This is a genomic window from Parasegetibacter sp. NRK P23 (genome assembly GCF_023721715.1).
Classification (GTDB): domain Bacteria; phylum Bacteroidota; class Bacteroidia; order Chitinophagales; family Chitinophagaceae; genus Parasegetibacter.
This window is the reverse complement of the sequence record NZ_JAMDLG010000001.1, coordinates 3,563,485-3,579,834: the sequence shown is the minus strand read 5'-3', so window position 1 is coordinate 3,579,834 and position 16,350 is coordinate 3,563,485. Positions and strand designations below refer to the sequence as shown.

General features: G+C 48.7%; 16 protein-coding genes. 9 read left to right on the top strand and 7 right to left on the bottom strand.

Translation table 11 applies throughout. The features are described 5' to 3' along the window. Nucleotides 1–41 precede the first annotated feature (41 nt). On the bottom strand, nt 42–419 hold the full coding sequence (locus M4J38_RS14490; protein WP_251760362.1) for a response regulator: 378 nt from the start codon (nt 417–419) through the stop codon (nt 42–44). A 620-nt stretch (nt 420–1,039) separates the two neighbouring features. Between M4J38_RS14490 and M4J38_RS14485 the strand changes: the two genes are divergently transcribed. From M4J38_RS14485 to M4J38_RS14445, 9 genes are all read left to right on the top strand, one after another. Then, nucleotides 1,040–4,372 (top strand): DUF11 domain-containing protein, encoded by a 3,333-nt coding sequence (locus tag M4J38_RS14485; RefSeq protein ID WP_251760360.1) that lies wholly within the window; start codon nt 1,040–1,042, stop codon nt 4,370–4,372. Between the two features lie 266 nt (nt 4,373–4,638). Beyond that, the gene (locus tag M4J38_RS14480) at nt 4,639–5,391 is read left to right on the top strand and encodes a T9SS type A sorting domain-containing protein (RefSeq protein WP_251760358.1); all 753 of its coding nucleotides are present in this window, start codon (nt 4,639–4,641) and stop codon (nt 5,389–5,391) included. A 5-nt stretch (nt 5,392–5,396) separates the two neighbouring features. Further along, nucleotides 5,397–6,152: a hypothetical protein gene (locus M4J38_RS14475; RefSeq protein WP_251760357.1), complete on the top strand. Its 756-nt coding sequence runs from the start codon at nt 5,397–5,399 to the stop codon at nt 6,150–6,152. Between the two features lie 154 nt (nt 6,153–6,306). Then, on the top strand, nt 6,307–6,981 hold the full coding sequence (locus M4J38_RS14470; protein WP_251760356.1) for a response regulator transcription factor: 675 nt from the start codon (nt 6,307–6,309) through the stop codon (nt 6,979–6,981). Next, the gene (locus M4J38_RS14465) at nt 6,978–8,249 is read left to right on the top strand and encodes a HAMP domain-containing sensor histidine kinase (RefSeq protein WP_251760354.1); all 1,272 of its coding nucleotides are present in this window, start codon (nt 6,978–6,980) and stop codon (nt 8,247–8,249) included. Before M4J38_RS14470 ends, M4J38_RS14465 begins: the two co-directional genes overlap by 4 nt. A gap of 83 nt (nt 8,250–8,332) precedes the next feature. Further along, nucleotides 8,333–8,773 (top strand): thioredoxin family protein, encoded by a 441-nt coding sequence (locus M4J38_RS14460; protein WP_251760353.1) that lies wholly within the window; start codon nt 8,333–8,335, stop codon nt 8,771–8,773. Continuing rightward, a complete protein-coding gene (locus M4J38_RS14455; protein WP_251760351.1) occupies nt 8,760–9,713 on the top strand; it encodes an FAD:protein FMN transferase in 954 nt (317 codons plus the stop codon). The genes M4J38_RS14460 and M4J38_RS14455 overlap by 14 nt, the downstream gene beginning before the upstream one ends. Then, complete coding sequence (locus M4J38_RS14450) at nt 9,710–9,934, top strand: DUF4266 domain-containing protein (RefSeq protein WP_251760350.1); 225 nt, start codon at nt 9,710–9,712, stop codon at nt 9,932–9,934. Before M4J38_RS14455 ends, M4J38_RS14450 begins: the two co-directional genes overlap by 4 nt. Nucleotides 9,935–9,952: 18 nt before the next feature. Next, entirely contained in the window at nt 9,953–11,137 is a 1,185-nt protein-coding gene (locus M4J38_RS14445; protein ID WP_251760348.1) for a DUF3570 domain-containing protein, read from the top strand. Nucleotides 11,138–11,161: 24 nt separating this feature from the next. Here the strand turns inward: M4J38_RS14445 and M4J38_RS14440 are convergent, their stop codons facing one another. From M4J38_RS14440 to M4J38_RS14415, 6 genes are all read right to left on the bottom strand, one after another. Then, nucleotides 11,162–11,590, bottom strand: coding sequence for a VOC family protein (locus tag M4J38_RS14440; RefSeq protein WP_251760347.1), 429 nt, complete (start codon nt 11,588–11,590; stop codon nt 11,162–11,164). A gap of 100 nt (nt 11,591–11,690) precedes the next feature. After that, nucleotides 11,691–12,056: an STAS/SEC14 domain-containing protein gene (locus M4J38_RS14435; protein WP_251760346.1), complete on the bottom strand. Its 366-nt coding sequence runs from the start codon at nt 12,054–12,056 to the stop codon at nt 11,691–11,693. A 170-nt stretch (nt 12,057–12,226) separates the two neighbouring features. Beyond that, entirely contained in the window at nt 12,227–12,796 is a 570-nt protein-coding gene (locus tag M4J38_RS14430; RefSeq protein ID WP_251760344.1) for a Crp/Fnr family transcriptional regulator, read from the bottom strand. A 2-nt stretch (nt 12,797–12,798) separates the two neighbouring features. After that, complete coding sequence (locus M4J38_RS14425; RefSeq protein WP_251760343.1) at nt 12,799–13,611, bottom strand: oxidoreductase; 813 nt, start codon at nt 13,609–13,611, stop codon at nt 12,799–12,801. Between the two features lie 533 nt (nt 13,612–14,144). Next, the gene (locus M4J38_RS14420) at nt 14,145–15,389 is read right to left on the bottom strand and encodes an alkaline phosphatase family protein (protein WP_251760342.1); all 1,245 of its coding nucleotides are present in this window, start codon (nt 15,387–15,389) and stop codon (nt 14,145–14,147) included. Between the two features lie 40 nt (nt 15,390–15,429). Next, a complete protein-coding gene (locus M4J38_RS14415) occupies nt 15,430–16,344 on the bottom strand; it encodes a metallophosphoesterase (RefSeq protein WP_251760341.1) in 915 nt (304 codons plus the stop codon). Nucleotides 16,345–16,350 lie beyond the last annotated feature (6 nt).

Sequence of the window (16,350 nt, the reverse complement as noted above, 5' to 3'; positions counted from 1 at the left end):
GTGTTTTTCAACAGAAGCCGTGAAACATATCATTAAAGGGGTTATTCTGATGGCGACCCAACCAGGAGACGGTTGATCTCTTCCAATAGCTGATTACCGGGAACTGGTTTGGATAAAAACGCGTTCATGCCTGCTTCCCGGCACCGCCTTTTTTCAGCGGGTGAATTGTCAGCTGTTAAGGCAAGGATAGGTAAATCGCTTCCCGGCTGAGCGCGGATAAAAGAAGCTACCTCGAACCCGTCCTTCAACGGCATCCGGATATCTATAATGGCAAGATCAAAAGAGGAATTCCTGAAGGTATCAATGGCTGCTTCGCCATTTTCTACCCAGGTAATTTCGTACGGCTCATTTTTCAGGAGCGCGTTAAAGACAAGACGATTAAAGGGATCGTCCTCCGCGAACAATATCCGGTTCTTCATAAAAATATGTTCAGGCTGGGGCCAATAATGCTCAACTAATCATTACAGTATCAAATAAATACAATTTTCTCTAAGTATGTTCACCAGTGACCAAAAATAAAAACATTTAGGTATAAACGCTTAATTATTGTCCAGCCAAAATAAATAATGCAACCACTTTTTTTAAACAGAAGACAGGAAGTTGTGTATAGGCGCACCCGTATTGACACATTGGAAAGCGTATGCAGTAGGCCCGCGAAGCACCCGCCGCCCGAAGTACCTAGGAGTGACCTCGGGGTTTTGACACATTCCACTGCAAAACCCATCTTCCGCCGGAACTACCCCTCAAAAAAGAAGATATCCCATTGCTGGTCCGCTTCGGTAACGGTCATGAACATCCGGAAACACAAAAATATCCGACGCGCCCGGTTCATCCCCGATCATTATGGAAACAACGCCTTTATTCGTATTCGGGCACATGACCATACACTTTTACCTACCAAACAGTTGTTTACGCTATTACATTTTTATTTTTTCCCTTACAGGATAATAAAGGATATACCTAAGCGCTAGTAACCCCAATGTATCAGTAAAAATCATATTGATGCGGAGGAAATCACTTAACCCCTAACCTATTTTTTATGAGTGCCAGTCTAAGGGCATGCCTTATCGTAGTATTTCTATGGGCCTTTTCCCAACATTCTTTTTCTCAACTGAGTGACCTGCATTACCTCCCAAAACAGATCAGCGGCGCTTTCGTGGACCAGCGAATTTACCTTTCAACACCGGAAACCACGCCGTTTTCGGTGAACGTGTATGTGGGTACAGCGAGTACCCCGACTACCACGATATCCCTTTCCAATGCCGCCACCGCTTCCTACGATCCAGGGGGCACCGACAACAACATCACCTTGCTGACGGCCGCCAATACCGGATTGGTCAACAGTTCAGCCGGGCTGCGTTTCGAGTCCCCCGGCGGTCAGAAATTCTATGTAAACTGGCGTGGAAAAAGCGCGAACCAGGCGTCTTCGCTTACCTCTAAAGGAAGAGCCGCGCTGGGAACGGCTTTCAAATGGGTTGGCGCGCCCAATAAGGGAACCAATACTGCCATATTAACCAATTCACTCGGCATAATGGCCACAGAGGACAATACCGTGGTAGACATATTCGGTTACGACCCTAACTGTACCTTTCGGTCCGGGAACACGGAAGCGGGCATCACTTCCGATGCCATCTCTGTTACACTGAACAAAGGCCAGACGTACGTACTGGAAGCGCCGCTCACCAACGCCAGCAACCAGAGTGGCTGGATCGGTTCCAGCGTCACCTCCACTAAACCCATCGCCGTTAATATCGGCCAGATGCATTACCAGCCACATACAGTAGGTAGCCAGGACTGTGCAATTGACCAGATCATCCCTGAAAACCGGTTGGGAAAAGAATATATTTTTGTTCGCGGAAATGGTACAGACAATCTTGAGTTTCCAGTCATCATCGGCACTCAGAATGACACGAAAATCTATGTGAACGGCTCCGCCACACCGCTTGCCACCATAAACGCGGGGGAATTTTACAAGATCGCATCAACTTATTATTCCACCAATTCGCCAACAGGATCAGCTCCGGGTGGCAACATGTATGTCCGCGTTTCAAAAGAAGCTTATGCCGTTCAATCATTGGGCGGGTCTTCGAATGAGGCGACTGCTGACCTCAACTTTATCGCGCCTGTAAACTGCCTGCTGGCGAATTCACTCGACAATATTCCCGATGTATCCAATATAGCGGGCACCACCATATCGGGTGGCATCACCATCATTTCATCTTCAGCCGTATCGGAAGAAAACATCACGGTCACTTACGGTAGCAATACAGTGTCAACGGCAACCCTTACCGCCGCGAAAAAAAACGTGGCGGGTAGTTCAGACTGGAACACTTATTACCTGAGCGGCCTGTCCGGCAACGTTAAGGTTTCCTCTACCGGACCCCTGGCGGTAGGTTACTTCGGGTTCTCCGGAGTGGCAGGCGCCTCCGGCTACTTCTCCGGGTTTGAAACCATCCCCACCATTGAAGTGCAGCGAATCGGAGACGGGTGCCTGCCCAGCACCTTACTGAATGCCACACCGGGCTTCACTGCCTACACCTGGTACCGCAACGGCACCGTGGTACCGGGGATCAACAGCAACAGTTACGCGCCCACCACCGCGGGTAAATTCACGGTTACCGTTACGAACGGAAGCTGCGCCTACACTTCCGCCAACCAATACATTTATGACTGCAACTCTGAAATCATCGTAAAAACAACAGCCAACAAAGCGGGTATACTGGCCGGAGAAACTGTTACCTTCCAGATAGCTGTGAGCTACCTCAGTGACGTGAACGTAACCGATCTGGTAGTATCCGCACTGGTGCCATCCAATGTAACGGTTACCGGCACATCAGCAACTTTTGGCTCCGTGTCCAACACCGGCGCCACCTATACCTGGAATATCGGGACCATGAGAAACGGAGAAGAACACCTGCTCAATATAACCGCAGTCGGAAACACTGTCGCCACCCCTACCAGCGGAACGCTGACGGTTTCAAAAACACAAACCTTCTCCATGGGGACGGAAATCAATAAGGTGGCGGATGACTTTTCAGAAACCGTTACCGTGTACAGCGCACTCTCCGCGGAGCCTACCGCGCCGGCAACGGGCCTATATTTCACCAATACAGGTTCTGCCCATCCATACAACAATGTATTGAACTTTTCTCCTTCATCCAGCGCCGCCGGATACCTGATAGTAAGGAGTACCGGCGCTACGCCAGGTTTTGTACCAGTTGATGGTTCCAGTTATACCGTAGACGATATCGTGTCGGGCGGCACCATCATCTATGTGGGCTCAGATACAGCCGTAACAGACTACAGTGCGCTGGCGGATGTAAACTATCATTATGCCATTCATGCATACAATGGTGGTGGCGCAGCATCAAACTATCTCACCTCGGCACCTTTACTGGCCGTGGTAAACAACCGCCCTGGAGCTACCTTCGCCATGAGCGCCGCCAACTCCAGTACCTCGGCAGGTTTCGCCGACCTCGGCATCAATGTGACGTTCAGGAACGGATTAGGCGGTACGGGAACTAGCCTTACAGCATCAAGGTATACCGGAACCACGCCGCCTTCGCCCACCAATGGAAGACCTGCAGGCTATACGATTCAGCCCCTTTACTTTACGGTTAGCTCATCCGTTGGCTCGCCGGGGAGTTACACCATCGTTCTGGACTTCTCCGAACTGGCGCTCTCACAGGTGATGTGGCAGGACGCCAGGCTACTGAAAAGAAGCGGCTCTGGATCAGCCTGGGCCGATATCACAGGGAATATCCTGACCTACACCACAGACGGTATTCCGGGCAAACTCGTTGTGAGTGGCCTGAGCAGCTTCTCCGACTTCGCCGTAGCTACACCTGGCGGAACCCTTCCGGTACAATGGGTATCGTTCAACGCCAAAGCACGCGGCAACGATGTTGAACTGACCTGGCAAACCGGGACAGAAGTAAATACCGATGCCTACGAAGTGCAGCACAGCAATAACGCCATCAACTGGTATGCCATTGGCAATGTTAAAGCCGCCGGCAACAGTGGAACCGCGCGCAACTACAGGTTCCTTCACACCGGCGCCAACGCGGGCACCCACTATTACAGGCTGCTCCAGAAAGATAATGACGGCAGCTCACAGTTCAGTAAAACCCTCTACCTGCGGATAAGCGACGACGCGCCAACGATCACGATTATGGGTAACCCTGTAGTGAACGGCCAGCTTAAATTCAGGTCAACGAGCAAAACCACCGTTGTATTAAGGGCCACCGACGGAAGGCTAATCAAAGAGATGGATGCCGCCGCAGGTGTAAACCAAATGGATGTACAGCACCTGCCTTCAGGCACTTACCTGCTGAGTTACGATAAACAGGTGTTGAAGATCATTATCAGGTAATAATTGTTTGAAATCATAAGTAACGGAGTCAGCGTTTAATTTAAATGCTGACTCCGTTACTGTTTTATAGACACCGCTCCGCGCAGTTCTTCGGCTCCATTGCTTAATAAAAGAATGCTTTTTTGCTTGCGGCCATCAACGCTGAATCAATAGCCTTCTTACGCAAGCAATCGCTACCAACGGAACCGAACAGCAGAAGAAAGCCGAAAACAGTTAAAAGTTTGCATATGAATTTTGTTAAATTCGCTTTAACAAAAACCTCTACTATGATCAACAAACTACGATCGTGCTTTCTTATCACGCTGATGGGCACCTCCTGCTCGGCCGCATTTGCGCAGGAGGTCGTTAATGCCGGGGGAGCAGATGCCACCGGAAGCGGCGGACAGGTCAATTACTCTATCGGACAGGCTTTTTACACCGTGGTGAATGATGCGGGTGGCTCTATGCAACAAGGCATACAGGCCATCGTGATCGACCAGGTACTACCCGTGACCTTGATGGATTTCCAGCTCAGGCTGGAAACAGACAACAGGGTACTGCTGAGTTGGCGAACAGCCATGGAACAGCACAACGACCGGTTCATCCTGGAAAAAAGTACCGACAGCAGAACCTTTAAACCCTTCGCCCAGGTAAAGGGTAAGGGCTACGCCACCAGCGTAACGGACTATGCCGCCCATGACAACCAGCCCGCAACGGGCCTTAATTTTTACAGGATCAGGCAACAGGATTTCGACGGCACCATCGCTTATTCTGAAATAAAAAGCATCCGCGTGCTTGCCCTGGAAAATACGGTCACCCTTTCTCCCAATCCCACGGCCGGAATGCTGATCCTGCAAACAAAGCAACCGCTTTCAAAAGTATACCAGATCCTTGACCTCAACGGCAGGGTCCTGGAAAGCAGGCCCGTTACGTCAGGTAACATGCAAATCGATATCAGCAGGCTTACCCCCGCCATGTACATCATCAACATCATCCACGACAACAAAACGGTACAATCCTTTAAGATTACTAAAAACTAAGTTCCATGAAAAAAATAACATTACTCCTTTCAGCTTTCATTCTATCCGCACAGTTATTCGCACAGGCCCCTAACAGCATGAGCTACCAGGCCATCGTAAGAAACGCAGGCAACAACCTCGTGACCAATCAAACAGTTGGGATGCGCATCAGCATCCTCAAAGGCTCTTCCTCGGGCACGGCAGTATATGTGGAAACACAAACACCTACCACCAACGCTAACGGACTTGTGAGCATACAGATCGGCGGAGGCTCAGTGGTTTCAGGTACTTTTTCCGCCATCAACTGGGCCAACGACTCTTATTATGTGAAAACTGAAACCGACCCCGCCGGCGGTACCAGCTACAGCATCACCGGCACCAGCCAGCTCCTGAGTGTACCCTATGCACTCTACGCCAAAACTTCCGGCGGACTGAGCGGCGGCGTTTCATTTACTAACGCTACGGTTGGCGGCACCACCAACATCACCATCACGGATGTTAATGTCAGCGCCGTCGTGGTAAACTTCGGAGGTAGCGCTGCGGGCACCTCCACCATCAACGTAACACTTCCAGCAGCCAGCAGCTACCCGGCGGGACATGTGATCTATTTTATCCCCACCGCCTTTATTACCTCGAACCCATCGTGGAACATTACAAGTTCAGGAGCTACTTACAGTGCGCTCAACAGCAATGGTTTGACGATGAACCCGGTAGCCCTCGGTGCCGGTAACAACTTCAGGATGGTGACCGATGGCATAAGCAAATGGTTCAGGATAATGTAAGATATGGCCAATATTTCAAAAGCGGGTTGCCTTGAAAAACGCAGGTAACCCGCTTTTCATTTTATCCCGGTTTTTCTTTCACACACCGGAGAAAAGCTTTTTACGCATTCAGTTTTCATTCAGAATTGAATCGTTACTTTGACCAAACATCCATATGAAAGTACTCATTGTGGAAGACGAAAAAGAACTTGCCAGCGCCATGCGGACCTACCTGGAAAGGGAGAACCTGGTGTGCGAAGTGGCGGACAATTTCCGGCATGGAATGGCAATGATGGAATCCTTCGATTATGATTGTGTGTTGTTGGATATTACCCTTCCCGATGGAAACGGCCTGGATATCCTGAAAGAAATGAAAGCCAGCCATAAAATGGATGGCGTTATCATCATTTCGGCGAAAGACGCCATTGAAGACCGGGTGTACGGACTGAACCTCGGCGCCGACGACTACCTCGCCAAACCCTTCCACCTTTCTGAACTGTACGCCCGTACCGCAGCGGTGATCAGAAGACGCCGGTATAATGGCAGCAATACCATCACCATCAACGAACTGACAATAGACCTGATCGCCAAAACGGTTTTTGTAAACGACCACCCCGTGGAACTCACCAGGAAGGAATATGACCTGTTGCTGTACCTGGCCGCCAACAGGAACCGCGTGGTATCCAAGAACGCGATCGCTGAAAACCTTGCAGGCGATAGCGCAGCTTTTTTTGACAGCTTCGACTTTATTTACGCGCACATGAAAAACCTGAAACGTAAATTGCAGGAAGCCGGCTGCGCGGACTACATCAGGGCCGTGTATGGCATGGGCTACAAGCTATCCGCATGAAATTACTGCAAAAAACAGGAAGGCAATACCTGGTTTCCACCCTGGTTACGTTACTCATCGCGTTACCGGTTTTTTATTTTGTGCTGAAAATGATTGTGCAGGAAGATATTGATGAAGACATCCGTTCCGCCCGTGCACAAATGCTTCCAGAACTGAAGAAATCCATCCGGGAGGGCACCGAAACCCAGTTTCGTTTCCTCGACCATAACGTGAGCTTCTCTCCTTCCTCCCAAAAACGATCTTCCGATACCATCTATACCATCATCATCCCGGACACCGCCACCAGTGAAAACGTTCCGCACCGCGTATTGGAAACCACTTTTGAAGAGGCGGGCCGGTTTTACCAGCTTACGCTCCGCACTTCTCTGGTAGATACCGAAGGACTTATTGAAGCGGTACTCGTGATGGAAGTGGTACTGGTCCTGTTGCTGTTCGCGGCACTACAGTTGGTGAACCACAGACTGGCGGGCAACATATGGCGTCCCTTTTTGCGGACCGTGCAGCAGGTGGCCGCGTACCAGGTGGAAGCGCAGGAAAAACCGAAGTTGGAAGTTTCAAATGTGGAAGAGTTCAGGCACCTCAACCAGGCGCTTGATCAACTCATGGAAAGAAGCAGGAACGCTTTTATCGCACAGCGGGAGTTTGCGGAAAACGCTTCCCATGAAATGCAAACCCCGCTGGCGATTTCCCAGTCGAAACTGGAACTGCTCATGCAAACGCAGCCCATTACGGAGGAACAATCGGCCCTGATCTCTTCCATTGCCGCGGCCAATCAAAGGCTTTCCAGGCTTACCCGTTCGCTGCTGCTCCTCGCCAGAATGGACAACAACCAGTTCTTTGCCAGAGAAACCATTGCACTCAACAAAGAAGTTACCGAACAACTGGCCCTGTACAAAGACCCGATTGAACGGAAACAAATTGATGTTTCAGTAGAACAACATGAACCGGTAACGCTTTCCTGCAACAGGACCCTGCTGGAAATCATGATCGCCAACCTGCTCACCAACGCCATCCGCCACAATATTAACGGCGGAAAAATAAAGATTCGTTCCAATGCGGCTTTCCTGGAAGTGTCCAATACAGGCAAGCAGGATGCGCTGAATGAAACGCTGATGTTCCGGCGCTTCAGAAAAGAAAGTGATGACCCGGCAAGTATTGGGCTGGGCCTTGAAATCGTTAAAAAAATCGCCTCGTCGAGCGGCTTTTCGCTATCCTATTCTTTTGAAGAAGGATGGCACCATTTCAGGATCAGTTTCCCCGCATATTAACGATTGATTAATCCCGGGAACGCATAAAATTCAGAAAGTATTCAGAATTGAAGGAGAATTTGCATGCAAGCTAAAATCCTTGTATGAAAATAATACTCCTGTTTGCCTTCCTTTTTTCCGCGACCGGTGAACCAAAATGGCAGACCGATTTCGAGGCCGCCGCACGCCAGGCAAAAGAAGAACACAAACTGATTTTACTTAATTTCTCGGGTTCCGACTGGTGTGGTCCATGCATCCGTTTACACAGCACCTTCTTCACCTCACCTTCATTTACCGCCCTGGCATCAGATGAACTGGTATTGGTGAATGCCGATTTTCCAAGGCTCAAGAAAAACCGGCTTCCCAACGCGCAACAAAAAAAGAATGATGCACTGGCCGAACGATACAACCAGAAGGGCGCCTTTCCACTAACCCTGTTGTTGAATGAAGAAGGAAGAGTGCTGCATACCTGGGAAGGCGTTCCGAATACAACGCCGGAAGCATTTACCGATCAGCTCAAAGCCGCGTGCCATGCAGCAAAATAGCACACTGGCCCCTGCTTCCGTTAAAGTGAGCGAAGTCCATAAGCTGATGGGCAACCGCTTCGAATTAACGGTGATCGCCCCGGATGAATCTGTAGGGGCCGAATGGATCGCAGCGGGTGTGGAGGAGATCAGTAGAATAGAACGCATGCTCACCACTTTCAGTGATACAAGTGAAACTTACGCCGTAAACGAACAGGCCGGCATCGCCCCGGTAAAAGTAAGCAGCGAGTTTCTCCACCTCGTAAAAAGAGCAGCAAACATTTCGGTACTCACCCAGGGCGCCTTCGACCTTAGCTATGGATCAATAGATAAGCGCTTCTGGAACTTCGACCAGCAGATGACTACCCTTCCCGACCCGGCAGAAGCGCGGAAAAAAGTGGCCCTGATCAATTACCGGAATGTGGTGGTGGACGAAATCAACCATACCGTTTTCCTCAAAGAACGCGGCATGCGTATCGGCTTTGGCGGCATCGGGAAAGGATACGCCGCTGAAATGGCCAAACTGGTGCTGATAGAAAAAGGTGCGAAAGGTGGTGTGGTAAATGCCTCCGGAGACCTTACCACCTGGGGAAACCAGGCCGACGGCAGCCCCTGGACCATCGGCATCGCCAACCCCAACGCCGCGGAACAGGTGTTTTCGTCACTGGACATCTCCAACAATTCCGTGGCCACTTCAGGGAACTATGAAAAATTCGTGGTGATCGGGGGAAAGAAATACTCCCACACGATCGACCCCAAAACAGGCATGCCCGTGACCGGTATAAAAAGCGTCACCATCATTTGTCCGAACGCGGAAATGGCCGATGCCATGGCCACCCCGGTTACGATTATGGGCATCAGCGCAGGGCTGTACCTGGTGAACCAGTTGAAAGGAATGGCCTGCATTATTGTGGACGACAACAACAAGATACATACCTCAAAAAACATACACATCATATGAAGCAGCAAACATTATTACGCACCGTACTGGGTTGTGCCACCCTTCTGTTCGGCGCCTCCTGCACCACGGTAAAAGCTTACCAGATGAACAAACTGAACGATGCGGAAATGAGCCTTTCCGCACGTAAAATCGAAAAAACAGAACTCAGCTTCCAGTCATACCGCGAAGGTTCTTCCGGCGCCAACGGCGGCAAAACCGGCGGCGGCTGCGGTTGCAACTAACACCTAAACCTCCCCTGCATGAAAAAGATCAGTCTGCTCACACTCGGCCTCTACCTCAGCATCCTCGCCGCATTCTCCCAATCAGTTTCCGGTGGCGATTCCACCTACAAGCGCCGTAAACTGAAGTTTGAAGAAGCGAACATCGTTTCCAGCTACTACAGCCAGAACGGCAACAATGCGGCCGTTACCGGCGGTATCGGCTCCCAGAAGCTTACCGACATCTCCAACTCCTTCGACCTTAAACTAAGTAAATACGACTGGAAAAACAGGAAGAACACGTTCACCATTGATATCGGGATAGATCATTACACTTCCGCTTCTTCTGATAAAATCGATCCCTCTACCGTGAGCTCCGCCTCTTATTCAGATACCCGCATCTACCCTTCCATCAACTGGACGAGAGAGAACACCGAGAAAGGTACCACCATCGGTGGCGGTATTTATACTTCCGCGGAATACGATTACATCTCCACCGGGGCAAATGTCAATTTCAGCAGGAAAACAAAGAACAGGAACGGGGAACTGTACGCCAAACTACAAACTTATATTGACCAGGTGAACCTGATCTACCCGATTGAACTCCGGGGCAGCATCACCAAACGACCGGCAAATGGCAGAAAAACATTCAGCGGCACGGTCTCCTGGTCACAGATCATCAACCGCAACCTGCAAGTGATGCTGGAAACTGAACTCGTTTACCAGCAGGGCTTCCTCAGCCTGCCCTTCAACAGGGTTTACTTCAAGGACCAATCCGTGAACATAGAGCACCTGCCCGATTCCAGGTTTAAAATACCCGTAGGCATTCGTGCCAGTTATTTCGCCGGAGACGCGCTCATATTAAAAGGATGGTACCGCTATTACAAAGACGACTGGGGCATTGCATCGCATACCGCACAACTGGAGACCACGGTGAAATTAACACCCTTTGTGTCTGTAACACCATTCTACCGGTATTACAACCAGACCGGCACCCGGTACTTCGCGCCATACCAAGCGCATAGTTTGGCGGACCAGTTTTACACCAGCAACTATGATCTTTCCACGTTTAACAGCGCGTTCTTCGGAGGAGGTATCCGGTTGGCGCCACCCAAAGGCGTATTGGGTATGCAACATGTTCAGTCTCTGGAACTGCGTTATGGGCACTATAATAAAAGCATTGATATGAACGCGAATATTGTTTCCCTGCATTTGAAGTTCAAGTAGCAGCAGGAAACATCTTTTGTGGTATTAATCCCTGGTTGGGTCAAAATCAATGATCCACTCAATGCCGTACTTGTCTCTGAACATCCCGAAGTAAGTGCCCCATGGACTGTTGTCCATGGGCATTTCAACCTGACCACCCGCTGAAAGTCCGTTGAAGAGCTGATCGGCTTCATCTTTACTTTCCGCACTGATGGAGATTTTTGACCTGTGTTCGTTTTCGTTTGTCTTACCCATAAATTCAGGAACATCGTTAGCGATCAACCTATTTTTACCGATGGGCAAAGCGATGTACATGATCTTATCCGCCTCTTTTTCCGATATGGGAAATTCGGGACCTGCGAGGTCTTTGAAACGTATTATTTTGGTGAATGTTCCACCAAATACTGATTTGTAAAAATTGAACGCTTCTTCGGCATTGCCATTGAAGTTAATATGAAGGTTGAGCACGGCCATATAGCTGAGTTGATTTTTGTATTCAAACTTACAGCTAAACCTTAAACCGTACAGGGTATAATCGCGTCAAAAAAGAGGGGTGATTGCGCAGTTGTTTCATTTACCTAACCCCGGAAACCCAGGCGATCGCTTCCTCCAGTTCATCGTGTTCAAATCCACGGAATTCGCCGGGAACAAACTTGCTGAACACATCGGTAAAGGTTCTCACGGCTTCTTTGTCGCTCACTATCGCGGCACGGTTCCATTTGGTGAGGGCTTTTAACCCCAGTGCGGCATCCTGGATCCAGGCACCCATGGTGAAGTTTTTCAGATCGGTATCCAGCACCAGCAGGTAATTCAGTTCGCCGTTCTTATCTATGGCCTCTTTGGCGCGTGGAATAACAATGTTTGCAAAATCCTCTTTGGTCACCTCGCCGGTGGCACGAAAGGCGACCATGTTATCGGGTGCAGCAATGGTAGTAATCATGTGGGATGTTTTTCATCAGTGGTAAAAATATTGTGCCACCACCAACCAGTTCATTCGCCCCGGAATGTTTAACGAATGTTACGATTCTTGCAGATTGAAATTGTAGTAAAAGTAAACAAACCACCTGCCAGCCACGCCAGGTAGTATATGCGTTAAAAAAAGCAGGGGAATTAACGGATATTTTTCCTGATCCTGCTCAACGATGATTGTGTAACCCCCAGGTAAGAAGCCAAATAGGAAAGCGGAATACGATTCACAAGTAGCGGGTATTTCTCTATAAACGCCAGGTAGCGCGTTGTAGCATCTTCCGAAACCAGGGGACTTCTTCTTTCTATCTTTTGGATTAATGATTTTTTGATGATCTTGTTTACCATACTTTCCCAACCCACAATGGTATTGCCTATTTCTTCCCAGTCCTTTTTGGGAAACACGATTAGTTTGCAGTCCGTAACGGCTTGCACATATCCTGAAGATGGAATTTTGTTATCGAAACTGTCCAGGTCCACCACAAAATTATTTTCGTCGATGAAATACTTGGTAATTTCTTCCCCTTTATTGTTGTAATAACAAACCCGGAGAATGCCATCCAATATGAACCCGACTTGTTTTGCAATTTTGCCGGCTTCTGAAAAATAGTCTTCTTTGCGAAGTGTTACTTCCGTTGACTTACTTATAATGAAATCAATTTGCTGTTCGTTCAAATTTCCGAATTGCAATAAGTAATTGATCAATTCTTTCATAGTTATTTCATTTGGCTCATTATCAGTTTGTCAAACATTTTATCGGACAGAATTTTTCTGAAAAATAACATCATTTTCGCTCCCGAAGCACCGACATATCTTGTTTTCGGATGATTTGCCTCAATGCCTTTTTTGATAAGTTTAGCAATAACAATCGGGTTGGCGGCATTTTTTTCTACTGCCGCGTACATATTGATTACGCCTTTCGCCAAAGCGCTGTATGCGGTATTCCCCGAAACTCTTGACATATATTCAGTTCCAAGTCCTGTCATTTCTGATTTTGTGCCGCCCGGTTCAATTACTATTACGTCAATTCCAAACGACTTAACTTCTTTGCGAAGCGCATCACTCAATCCTTCAATAGCGAATTTGCTTGCGTGATACCACACGCCCATCGGCAAGGTTACTTTACCACCAATGGATGAAATGTTTACAATTTTACCATAGTTGTTTTTTCGCATAGCGGGCAATACCAATTGTATTAAACGCGCCGCACCAAAAACGTTTACGTCCAACTGATATTTTGCGTCAGACATTGGCATATCTTCCAACGCGCCGTAGTATCCTGAACCTGCATTGTTGATTAAAACATCGATGCTTCCTGCTTCTTTCAAAATTTGTTGAACACATGAAACAAGGCTTTCTTCCTTGGTAACGTCCAAAGAAATTGGTTTTATGCCGTGTGTTTTTAAGTCTTGCATTTTCTCTGTTCTGCGTGCCGCACCATAAACGTTGTAGCCGTTTTGTGCGAGATAAATTGCTGTTGCTTTTCCAATTCCTGCCGAAGCACCTGTTATCAGAACCGTCTTTGCCATTATTTTATTTTTTTAAATATTAATGGTGCAAAGCTGGGTTAATAAAAAATGGGATTATTTGTCATTTGGCAAAAAGTGAGTTTGGGGTGCTGGGTGGGGCTGGTTCTCTTGCCTTTTAAATTTCCTGTGGGTATGCTTTTTTCTGTGTTTGTTGCTTGGAGGGTGCCGTAGGCTGGCGTTGTACTGCCATTGCCACTAACCTCTTGATTTTGTAAAAGAAAGTACTACTGGAAATTGATGAAAAAAAGAAGTGGGACCCGAAAGTCCCACTAAGTGCGGATAATAGGTGTGGAATCGAACCATTGGTGTTGGTGCTTAGTTTCGTAAGAAACATAAAATCGGAGTAATGGCAGCTTTGAACCTTCTTCAGTTTAAAAATAACTCCAGCGCATTATCCTTTTTCTTCTAAGGCACTTAACGTCAATTGCCCATATCACCTAAATCAAATTATCAGTTGAAAGTCTTATTAAAAAAGCAGGCTTAAAAAAAGCTGGCAAGGTGAGCTGTTGGCTGATGGGCTACAAATAAAACACTTACCGTCCTTCTTCCGCGCCAACCCACCGGTTCAGAAAATGTGTAGGCGTTTCCAGCACGACCTTTACAAAAGGGGCTTGTTTCTTTTTTAGCGGAATAAGCGCAGCGCCGTTCTCAACGGGCACCTTCATCAGCAACTCATATTTGTCCTCCCCGCCCTTATTGAAATGGTTGCTGAAACTCACCCATACACCCGCGGTACCTTGTTTTTCCAGTACGTTCCATTTCACTTGCAGTGTATCCTCATTTTCCCAATTGGCAGAAAGGTCAGAAGCATATACTTTACCGGTGAGCGGGATGCCGTCAACCTCCATGAGGATGGGCCTGGGAACAGCAATGTTCAGGAATCCGGCCAGCGTGGGCATGATGTCGACAATGCCGGGATTTCCGGTGCGGTAATAGGTATTCAATCCTTTTGCGTTGCTCACGATCCAGGTGCTTCTTTCCCTGTCGGACTGGCCGCCATGCCCTTTGCCGGTTTTAGCGTCCCTGCCATGGTCGGTGGTAATATAGATCACCCAGTCTTCATCGTGGTTTTTTATCCGGTATTGTATCGCCTCCCACAGTCTTCCGATCTGTGCGTCCATTAAACGGACCGCACGGTAGAACGCTTCACTGTCGCCGTACGCGTGTCCCATATCATCGGTGTATTCCAGGTATACCCAGGAAAGATCGGGCGCTTCCTTGCGTATATGCTCCGCGGCGGCATTTACGACCGTCTCATCTATCCTGTGCATAAAATCCCGCGCTTTGTCGTGCGGGTAGCGCACCGTATCGTGCTCCAGTCCATCAAAATGATGGTCCAGCACGATGCCCCCTGTTTCGGGGAGACCTTCCCCAATGAGTTTGGTTCTGTTGTCCTCCCAACTGGAGAAAATCGCTGTTTTCTTCTGTGGATAATGGGATTTGAATAAGCGGAAGATGGTGGGGTAATGATAATTCGGGCGCTTAATGTCGTTGCCCCATACATTGTGTTTGTTCACCCAGGTTCCCGTAAGCAGACTATTGTAACCAACGGCTGAGATCGTTGGCGTTTGCGTGTAGTCTCCCTTCCCTCCACCAACATGCGCACGGGTGTATCCGCCCACCGCGGCAATGCTATCAAGGGCGGGTGTAGCAATTTTTTCAATTACATCGGCTGAAATGCCATCCACAATCACAAACATGGCTTTGCGGGCGGGCTGCGCCGCAGCTGTGAAATACAGCAGCGTCGCGCTGATTATTGTTATGGTTATTTTGTTCATCTTCTGAAGATATAAAAGAATGATTTGAATAAACAGTTGATTAGTGTCCGTGGGCAATGTACTCGTTCTCCACCCACCCGTCACTGTAAAGTTTCAGAATGGCATATCCCGGCGGCGTTTCCAGGTAGTAACAGGGGCCGGCGGAATCCTTGTCTCCCTTTCCCCACCAAAACCCGCTCATGGCGCCGTTACAGCAATAGAGAACACCATTGTAGAGCGTTTTGTCATACAAATGATTATGGCCGCTCAGCATCACCTTTACCTTGTCGCGATGTTTATAAAACAGGTCCTTGAGCTTCCTGTTGTCGGAATGGTTACCGCCAACCAGCAATGGTGTGGCGCCGAAAACGGGGAAATGCGACATCAGCAGTGTGGGCGTGTTGGCGGGAAGCTGCTCCAGTTCCTTTTCAAGCCACAGGTACTGGGTATCATCAAGGGAAATATCTTTGTTGTTGCCATCCAGCACAATAAAATGCCAGCCGTTCCTTGAAAAGCTGTAATACCGTGCAGGCATCCTCAGGCGTTTCACCACATAATCCTTTCCATACATCGCATCTCCTTTATCCGGCACGGACCACCAGGGGTCGTGGTTGCCTATACAACTGTAGAACGCATCACCTTTAATCGTTTCCATCGCCCTGTCCCAGGCATCCCACTGCTGCAGCATCTTTTCCCGGGTTACATCCTTGTAAGATGCATCCATGATAGAATCGCCCCCATTCAGGAAAAAATCAACCTTAGATTTCCTGATATCTGCCAGGCATTTTGTAAAACGTTCGGCTGCAGTACTGTCGGACCCCGGCAAATGCACGTCCGTAATATGGGCCACCGTCAGGGCGAGTTTTCTCTTTGTTCCGCCGCCGGTACGTTCCGGAAACACTCCCCCCTCGCCCGCCATCATGGCGGATCCTGTAAGTAGGGTTCCGGCGGTTTTGATGAGTGTTCTTCTTTTCATGTGTTC